The organism is Streptomyces sp. NPDC005899 (assembly GCF_040629645.1).
In the GTDB taxonomy this organism is placed as follows: Bacteria; Actinomycetota; Actinomycetes; order Streptomycetales; family Streptomycetaceae; genus Streptomyces.
This window is the reverse complement of the sequence record NZ_JBEXWB010000284.1, coordinates 1-8465: the sequence shown is the minus strand read 5'-3', so window position 1 is coordinate 8465 and position 8465 is coordinate 1. Positions and strand designations below refer to the sequence as shown.

Annotated in this window: 8 protein-coding genes; 1 reads left to right on the top strand and 7 read right to left on the bottom strand. The window is 72.1% G+C overall.

Features of this window, described 5'->3' with window-relative positions:
* Positions 1-49 precede the first annotated feature (49 nt).
* The 7 genes from pheT to infC all read right to left on the bottom strand — a co-directional run bounded on the left by pheT (position 50) and on the right by infC (position 7634).
* Entirely contained in the window at positions 50-2563 is a 2514-nt protein-coding gene (gene pheT, locus ABZ371_RS25040) for a phenylalanine--tRNA ligase subunit beta (RefSeq protein ID WP_358683502.1), read from the bottom strand.
* Complete coding sequence (pheS, locus tag ABZ371_RS25035; RefSeq protein ID WP_358683500.1) at positions 2563-3690, bottom strand: phenylalanine--tRNA ligase subunit alpha; 1128 nt, start codon at positions 3688-3690, stop codon at positions 2563-2565. The genes pheT and pheS overlap by 1 nt, the downstream gene beginning before the upstream one ends.
* 168 nt (positions 3691-3858) lie before the next feature.
* On the bottom strand, positions 3859-5013 hold the full coding sequence (locus tag ABZ371_RS25030; protein ID WP_358683498.1) for an ATP-binding protein: 1155 nt from the start codon (positions 5011-5013) through the stop codon (positions 3859-3861).
* 146 nt (positions 5014-5159) lie between these two features.
* Complete coding sequence (locus ABZ371_RS25025; protein WP_358683496.1) at positions 5160-5999, bottom strand: RNA methyltransferase; 840 nt, start codon at positions 5997-5999, stop codon at positions 5160-5162.
* A gap of 167 nt (positions 6000-6166) precedes the next feature.
* Positions 6167-6550 carry a 50S ribosomal protein L20 gene (gene rplT / locus ABZ371_RS25020; protein WP_003970214.1) on the bottom strand — a complete coding sequence of 128 codons (384 nt, stop codon included), beginning with the start codon at positions 6548-6550 and terminating at the stop codon, positions 6167-6169.
* Between the two features lie 106 nt (positions 6551-6656).
* Complete coding sequence (gene rpmI, locus ABZ371_RS25015; protein WP_014044927.1) at positions 6657-6851, bottom strand: 50S ribosomal protein L35; 195 nt, start codon at positions 6849-6851, stop codon at positions 6657-6659.
* Positions 6852-6971: 120 nt separating this feature from the next.
* Positions 6972-7634, bottom strand: a complete 663-nt coding sequence (gene infC / locus ABZ371_RS25010) for a translation initiation factor IF-3 (protein WP_358683504.1) — start codon at positions 7632-7634, stop codon at positions 6972-6974.
* A 390-nt stretch (positions 7635-8024) separates the two neighbouring features.
* On the opposite strand from infC, the gene ABZ371_RS25005 reads away from it, so the two are divergent.
* Entirely contained in the window at positions 8025-8390 is a 366-nt protein-coding gene (locus tag ABZ371_RS25005) for a DUF1844 domain-containing protein (RefSeq protein WP_358683491.1), read from the top strand.
* Positions 8391-8465 lie beyond the last annotated feature (75 nt).

The following is an 8465-nucleotide window of genomic DNA, read 5'->3' as shown; positions in this document are numbered from 1 at the left end:
GCCGCGGTCAAGGAAGCCCCGGGAGCCCGGGGGCCCGGACGCGGGGACCCTACGCGCCGCGCAGCACCGCGCCGGTGCGCTCGGCGGCCAGCGCCACCGCGGCGTCGCGGGCCGCGGTGGCCTCCTCGACCGTCAGCGTGCGGTCGGCCGCGCGGAAGCGCAGCGCGTACGCCAGGGACTTCCTGTCCTCGCCGATCTGCTCACCGGTGAAGACGTCGAACAGCCGCAGCGACTCGAGGAGGCCGCCGGCGCCCTCGCGCAGCGCCTTCTCCACCGTGGCGGCGGGCACGTCCGCGTCGACGACGAGCGCGACGTCCTGGGTCGCCACCGGGAAGGTGGAGATCCGCGGGGCCTGGAGCGCCCCGTCGACGGCCCGCTCCAGGACGTCCAGCTCGACCTCCATGGCGCAGGTCCGCTCGGGCAGGTGGAGCGCCTTGATGACGCGCGGGTGCAACTCGCCCGCGTGTCCGAACAGGACCTCCTGGCCGTCGACGGTGACGTGGAGCGCCGCGCAGCGGCCCGGGTGCCAGGGCGCGTGCCGGTCGGCGCGCACGGTCAGCTCGACACCCGCCTCGCGGGCGATCGTGCGGGCCGCCTCGACGGAGTCCGCCCAGTCGGCGGGGCGGCCCTTGCCCCACCAGCCGGCCTGCTCACGGGCGCCGGCGAGGACGACGGCGGCGCGGCGGGGCTGGTGCGGGAGCGCCGCGTCCAGTCCGGCGATCTCCTCGTCGGTGGGACGGCGGTCCACGGGAAGCCGGAGGGCCTTCGTCTCGTGACCGGACGGCCTGAAGACCAGACCGGTCTCGAAGAGCGCCAGGTCGTGGCTGCCCCGGCCGTCGTTGCGCCGCAACGCGCCGAGCAGGCCCGGCAGCAGCGTGGTGCGCAGCGAGGGCTCCTCGTCGGACAGCGGGTTGACGAGACCGACCGTACGGCGGCGGGGGTCGTCCTTCTCCAGGCCGAGCTGGTCGAGGACGGCCTCGCCGATGAAGGGGTAGCTCAGCGCCTCGACGTACCCGGCGCCCGCGAGGGCCCGGCCGATGCGGCGGTGCAGCCGCTGCCCTTCGGTGAGCCCGCGGCCGGACGGCGGTGTCGGCAGGGTGGACGGGAGGTTCTCGTAGCCCTCCAGCCGGATGACCTCTTCGGCCAGGTCGTTCGGCTCGGCGAGGTCGGGACGCCAGGACGGCACGGTGACGATCAGCTCGTCCTGCCCGTAGACGTCGCAGCCGACCTCCTGGAGGCGGCGCACGACGGTCTCGCGGCCGTACTCGACCCCGGCCACCCGGTCGGGGTGGTCGGCGGGCATCGCGATGGTGCGCGGGGCGGACGGGGCGGTGATCTCCGTGACCCCGGCCTCGGCGGTGCCGCCCGCCAGCAGGACCAGCAGGTCGACCGTGCGCTGCGCGGCGGCGGCCGTCGCCTGCGGGTCGACGCCGCGCTCGAAGCGCTTGGACGCCTCGGAGGACAGCTTGTGGCGGCGCGCGGTCCGGGCGATCGAGATCGCGTCGAAGTGCGCGGCCTCGATGACGACCTCGGTGGTGCCGGCCGTCCCGGCCGCCACGTCGGCGATCTCCGTGTCGGCCCCGCCCATGACGCCGGCGAGCCCGATCGGCCCGCGGTCGTCGGTGATGACGAGGTCGGCGGCGTCCAGGACGCGCACGGCACCGTCGAGCGTGGTGAGCTTCTCGCCCTGCTGGGCGCGGCGCACCCCGATCGGGCCCTCGACGCGGGTGCGGTCGTAGGCGTGCAGCGGCTGGCCGAGCTCGAGCATCACGTAGTTGGTGATGTCCACGGCGAGCGAGATCGGGCGCATCCCGGCCTTCTGCAGCCTGCGCTGCATCCAGATCGGGGAACGCGCCTCGGGCTGCAGGCCGGTGACGGTGCGGGCGGTGAACCTGCCGCAGCCGATCGGGTCGGACACCTTGACGGGGTAGCCGTACGCGTTGGGCGCGGGCACGTCCAGAAGCGCCGGGTCGCGCAGCGGCAGGCCGTACGCGATGGCGGTCTCGCGGGCGACCCCGCGCATCGAGAGGCAGTAGCCGCGGTCCGGAGTGACCGCGATGTCGAGGACCTCGTCGACGAGCTCGAGCAGCTCGATCGCGTCGGTGCCGGGCTCGTACTCCGGCGGCAGCACGATGATGCCGTGCGTGCCGTCGTCGCCCATGCCGAGTTCGTCGGTGGAGCAGATCATGCCGTGCGAGGTCCTGCCGTACGTCTTGCGCGCGGCGATCGCGAAGTCGCCGGGCAGTACGGCGCCGGGGAGGACGACGACGACCTTGTCGCCCACGGAGAAGTTCCGGGCGCCGCAGACGATCTCCTGCGGCTCACCGGTGCCGTTGGCCGCGCCGACGTCGACGGTGCAGAAGCGGATGGGCTTCTTGAAGCCCTCCAGCTCCTCGATGGTCAGGACCTGCCCGACGACCAGGGGGCCCTTGAGGCCGGCCCCGATCTGCTCGACGGTCTCGACCTCGAGGCCGACGGTGACCAGCTTGGCCTGTACGTCGCGGCCGGTCTCCGTCGCCGGCAGGTCGACGTATTCCCGCAGCCAGGAAAGCGGGACGCGCATCAGATCTCCATCCCGAACGGCCGGGTGAACCGGACGTCACCCTCGACCATGTCTCGCATGTCCTCTACGTTGTGGCGGAACATCAGCATCCGCTCGATGCCGAACCCGAAGGCGAACCCGCTGTACCTCTCCGGGTCGACGCCGCAGGCCGTGAGCACCTTGGGGTTGACCATGCCGCAGCCGCCGAGCTCGATCCAGCCCTCGCTGCCACAGGTGCGGCAAGGGCGGTCCGGGTTGCCGACGGACTCGCCGCGGCAGACGTAGCAGACCATGTCCATCTCGGCGGACGGCTCGGTGAACGGGAAGAAGTTCGGCCGCAGCCGGGTCTTCATGTCCGGGCCGAAGAGCGCCTGCACCATGTGGTCCAGGGTGCCCTTGAGGTCGGCCATGGTGAGGCCCTCGTCGACGGCGAGCAGCTCGATCTGGTGGAAGACCGGGGTGTGCGTCGCGTCGAGCTCGTCGGTGCGGTAGACCCGGCCGGGGCAGACCACGTAGACGGGGGGCTTGCGGCTGAGCAGCGAGCGCGCCTGGACGGGCGAGGTGTGCGTGCGCAGGACGACACCGGACTCGTCGCCCTTGGCACCGTCGGCGCCCTGGACGAAGAAGGTGTCCTGCATCTGGCGCGCCGGGTGGTCGGGCACGAAGTTCAGGGCGTCGAAGTTGAACCACTCCGCCTCGACCTCGGGGCCTTCCGCGATCTCGTAGCCCATGGCGACGAAGACGTCGGCGACGCGCTCCATGATCGTCGTCAGGGGGTGGCGCGCGCCGGCCGGGGTGCGGTCGTAGGGCAGGGTGACGTCCACCGCCTCCTCGACCAGCACCCGGGCGTCACGCTCGGCCTCCAGCTCGGCCTGGCGGGCGGCCAGCGCCTTGGAGACGGCCCCGCGGGCCTGGCCCACGCGCTTGCCCGCCTCGGCCTTGGCCTGCGGCGGCAGGGCGCCGATCTCGCGGTTGGCGAGCGACAGGGGCGAGGTGCCACCGGTGTGCGCGGTCTTCGCCTGGGCGAGCGCGTCGAGGTCGCCGGCGGCGGCGAAGGCGGCGAACGCCTCGTCCCGCATGCGCTCGATCTCTTCCGGTTTCAGTGCCTCGACCTCGACTGGGTCGTACGACTTGTTCGGTGCCGACATCTCTTCCCGTGCTTCCGATTGGCTGGTGGCGACCCTGGCTGGACGACTGAGGACGCAAAGGTGCCAAAAGCCGAGTCTACGGGCCGCCGGGAGGCGAAGGGGCCCGTGGGCGCCCGGACCCTCCCGTCGCCCACCGCCGCCCCGTCCGATTTCGCTGCGCGAAACCCCTTATTTCATGTAGGCCGGCATGCTCACGGGCAGGACGAAACGGAACTCCGCGCCGCCGCCGGGTCCCCGGTCGACGGTGATCGTGCCGCCGTGGGCCTCGACGATGCCCTTGACGATGTACAGGCCGAGGCCGGTTCCGCCGCGCTTGCTGCCCCGCCAGAAGCGGGTGAAGACACGGCTCATCGACTCCTCGGGGATGCCGGGACCCTCGTCGCTCACGGTGACCGCCGTTCCGTTCTCGCCCTGCTCGCCCGGTGCGGGCGCGGGGCCGATCTCGATGGTGACGGTTCCCTCGCCGTGGCGCACCGCGTTTTCCAGGAGGTTCCCCAGGACCTGGTCGACCTTGTCCGGGTCCGCCCAGAGTTCGGGCAGCGGCTGCCGGGTCCGCACGAAGAAACGGCCCGGGGCCTGGCCTGCGGCGATCAGCGCCTGGACGTGGCGTCCGACCGCGGCGGAGACGTCGACGGGCTGGCGGCGCAGCTCCAGGCGGCCCGAGTCGATGCGGGAGATGTCGAGCAGTTCGGCGATCAGCCGGTTGACGCGGTTGGCGTCGGCGTCGACGGTCTCCAGCATGAGCCGCTTCTGGTCGTCGGTGAACCGCTCCCACTTCGCCAGCAGCGTCGCCGTGAAGCCCTTCACCGAGGTCAGCGGGGAGCGCAGCTCGTGGGCGACGGTGGCGATGAGCTCGGCGTGGCTCCGCTCGGTGCGCCGGCGGGCCTCGGTGCCGCGCAGGGAGACGACGAGCCGGCGGACCGGCCCGGTCGGGGTCTCGCGCACGTACCGCGCCGACACGAGCACCTCACGGCCGCCCGGCAGGAGCAGGTTGCGCTCGGGCTGTCCGACGCGGGTGGCGAGCCCTCCGTACGGATCGGTCAGGGCCCACCAGCGCCGGCCCTTGAGGTCCTCCAGGGGCAGCGCGTGGTCCAGGGGGCGTCCGAGGGCGGCGGCGCGCGGCGTGGCGGTGATCCGCGCGGCGGCCGCGTTGAAGCAGATGACCCGGCCGTGCTCGTCCGCGACGACGAGCCCGTCGGGCAGTTCGTCCGGGCCGATGTCCATCGCCGCGTCGGCGGGCACCCGGGCCTCGCCGTCCGCGTCGCCGGTGGCGCGGACGGCCGCCGTGTGTGTGTGACGCGGCGTGCTCATGCCGACAGCCATAATCCCGTACCCCACCTCTCGAACCGGTGCAGTGGGCCCCCCGAGCCCGCCACCCTACTAGGCGCCGGACGGCCGGCGACACCCTGCGGGCGTGCCCCGGCCGGTGTGGCCTGTATCGGTCGGTGGGACCGCCCTTCGGAGCCGGATCAGCCCGTGTGCCGCGGGCGCTGGGCCCGGGCGGAGGCGTAGAGGCAGACCGCGGCGGCGGTGGCGAGATTGAGGCTCTCCGCCTTGCCGTGGATCGGGACCCGGACCACGGCGTCGGCCAGCGCCCGCGTCTCCTCCGGCAGGCCCCAGGCCTCGTTGCCGAACACCCAGGCCGTGGGCCCGCCCATGGTGCCCGCGTCGAGCTCGTCGTCGAGGTCGTCCTCGCCCGCGCCGTCCGCCGCCAGGATGCGCACCCCGGCGCCGCGCAGTCCCCGGACGGCCTGCTCGACGGGTACCCCGACGGCCACCGGGAGGTGGAAGAGCGAGCCGGCGGAGGCCCGGACCGACTTGGGGTTGTAGAGGTCGACGGACGCGTCGGTGAGCACGACGGCGTCCGCCCCCGCGGCGTCGGCGCAGCGCAGCACCGTCCCGGCGTTCCCGGGGTCGCGCACGTGGGCGAGGACGGCGACCAGTGCCGGCTTCGCCGCGAGGATGTCCTCGAAGGGCGAGTCCAGGAAGCGGCACACGCCGATGAGGCCCTGCGGGGTGACGGTCTGCGAGACCTCGGCCAGGACGTCGGCGTCGGCGAGGTGGACGCGGGCGCCCGCGTCCCGGGCCGCGTCGACGATGGCGGCGTACCGCTCGGCCGCCTCGACGGTGGCGAAGAGTTCGGTGAGCGTGGGCCGCGCGTCGCCGCCCCGGTGCCCCGCGGCCTCCCGGACGGCCTGCGGGCCCTCGGCGATGAAGCTGCGCTCCTTGCCGCGGAAGTTGCGCCGCGCCAGCCGGCGCGCGGCGGCGACGCGCGGAGACCGCGCGGAGATCAGTTCGGGGGTGCCCATGGTCGGCGGCGAGCCTCTCTGCCTAACTCTGCTTCTCTGCGTACGTTGATCCGCGTACCGCTGACTACGCGGGTACGCGGCACGTCGCGCAACGCACCGGACCCGCAGACGGCGCGCGCCTGCGGGTCCGGCTCGAAACGCTGGAAACGTCCGGAGTGCTGCCTGGGTCAGGCGGCCTTCGGGGCGTTGACGTCGCTCGGGAGGGCCTTCTGGGCGACCTCGACGAGCGCGGCGAACGCGTTGGCGTCGTTGACCGCGAGCTCGGCCAGGATCTTGCGGTCCACCTCGATGTTGGCGGCCTTCAGACCCTGGATGAGGCGGTTGTACGTCATGCCGTTCTGGCGGGCAGCGGCGTTGATGCGCTGGATCCAGAGCTGACGGAAGTCGCCCTTGCGCTTCTTGCGGTCGTTGTAGTTGTAGACCAGGGAGTGGGTGACCTGCTCCTTGGCCTTGCGGTACAGGCGCGAGCGCTGACCGCGGTAACCGCTGGCGGCCTCGAGGATCGCCCGGCGCTTCTTGTGGGCGTTTACTGCCCGCTTGACGCGTGCCACTTTTAACTCCTTGCAGCGGGGTCGCGGTCGGACTCACACGACCCGGAAACGAATTGGTCCCGGCCTGGTCGAGGGCGCGCCCCCGGTGTCACCGGAGGCGGCGTCCTCACTTGCCGAGAAGCTTCTTGATCTTCTTGGCGTCGGCCGGAGCCACGACGGTCGTGCCGGTCAGCGAGCGGGTCTTCTTGGACGACTTGTGCTCGAGCAGGTGGCGCTTGCCGGCCTTCTCGCGCAGCACCTTGCCGGATCCAGTGATCTTGAAGCGCTTGCTGGCACCGCTGTGCGTCTTGTTCTTCGGCATCGCGCCGTTATCTCCTCGTCAGTGGCGCCCCTCACGGTGCGGGCACCGGACTGCAGGGGCGTCAGATCTTTGGGTGGTTCCCGAGGGACCCGGGGGCGCCTGGATGGCAGCCCCCGGAGGTCACGCCTCGGAAGGTGTCTCGGCCGGAGCCTCGGCCGCCTCGGCCGGAGCCTGGGCGGTGTCCTCGCCGGACTCGGCGTCGAGGGAGGGACCCTGACGCTCCGCCTTGCGGGCGGCCTGGGCCTCGCGGGCTTCGGCCATGGCTTCGGTCTTCTTCTTGTGCGGGCCGAGAACCATGATCATGTTCCGGCCGTCCTGCTTCGGGTTGGACTCGATGAAGCCGAGGTCCTCGACATCCGAAGCGAGACGCTGGAGCAGCCGGAAGCCCAACTCGGGGCGGGACTGCTCACGACCGCGGAACATGATCGTGATCTTGACCTTGTCCCCCTGCTTGAGGAACCGGACGACGTGACCCTTCTTGGTGTCGTAGTCGTGCGGGTCGATCTTCGGCCGGAGCTTCATTTCCTTGATGACCGTGTGCGCCTGGTTCTTGCGCGCCTCACGGGCCTTCATGGCCGACTCGTACTTGAACTTCCCGTAGTCCATGAGCTTGCACACGGGGGGACGGGCTGTCGCCGCCACCTCGACCAGGTCGAGGTCGTACTCCTGTGCGAGCTCAAGGGCCTTGGCAAGCGGAACAATCCCGACCTGCTCGCCGCTGGGACCGACAAGTCGCACCTCGGGAACGCGAATCCGGTCGTTGATGCGGGGCTCGGCGCTGATGGATCCTCCTCGGTAGCACCACGCGACCGCCTGGCGGACAGCCGCGTAACGTCTGTTTGTGTAGAGACCAACCGAGCCGGAAGACAGAAAATGCCCCGGACGGGACACAGGCGGGGCTCCTGGAAATACCGGAACACCGTCGCGTGCAACCGCGGGGCGCATCGGGCGGGCCCATCGTCCGTACGGAACGATGGTCGCCGCCTGACCGGTGACCCGCCGTCCCTGGGGACGGTCAGGTGGGAGATCGGAGCCTCCACTTGTGGGCCGAGCACATAGGTACCCGGCCGGTCGTTACACAAGGTTAGCAGCCCGCCCGCGCGTGCGCTAATCCCGTGTCCGCACCCCGCTCCCGGCGGAAGGGCGCGTGCGGCCTGGCCTTATCGTGTGGGCATGAGCGACACGACCCCTCCCGGCACCGACACCCCCGGCTTCGACGACATGGCCCGCGACATCGCGGAGGTCCCCGCGGTCGAGGTGATCGTGACCGTCGCGGTCAACCTGATGAGCGCGGCCGCCGTGAAGCTCGGCCTGACCGAGGAGGGCGAGCAGCACAAGGACCTGGACGAGGCCCGCAAGCTGGTCCAGGCGCTGGCCGGACTGCTCGACGCGAGCGCCACGGAGATCAGCACGTTCCACGCCTCACCCCTGCGCGACGGACTGAAGTCGCTCCAGCTGGCGTTCCGCGAGGCCTCACTGGTGCCGGACGAGCCGGGCCAGGGCCCCGGCGAGAAGTACACGGGTCCCGTCTACGGCTGAGTGCCGGCGCGGGCACCCGCGGGGGATGCTCGGAGGGACGCCTCGGGCGCAGGCCCGCCGCCGGCACGGTGCCGG

Excerpts from the sequence above, each read along its gene's own strand:
- ABZ371_RS25030 (WP_358683498.1), bottom strand. The coding sequence starts at position 5,013 with ATGGCTGTCGGCATGAGCACGCCGCGTCACACACACACGGCGGCCGTC.
- pheT (WP_358683502.1), bottom strand. The coding sequence starts at position 2,563 with ATGCGCGTCCCGCTTTCCTGGCTGCGGGAATACGTCGACCTGCCGGCG.
- ABZ371_RS25005 (WP_358683491.1), top strand. The coding sequence starts at position 8,025 with ATGAGCGACACGACCCCTCCCGGCACCGACACCCCCGGCTTCGACGAC.
- rpmI (WP_014044927.1), bottom strand. The coding sequence starts at position 6,851 with ATGCCGAAGAACAAGACGCACAGCGGTGCCAGCAAGCGCTTCAAGATC.
- ABZ371_RS25025 (WP_358683496.1), bottom strand. The coding sequence starts at position 5,999 with ATGGGCACCCCCGAACTGATCTCCGCGCGGTCTCCGCGCGTCGCCGCC.
- pheS (WP_358683500.1), bottom strand. The coding sequence starts at position 3,690 with ATGTCGGCACCGAACAAGTCGTACGACCCAGTCGAGGTCGAGGCACTG.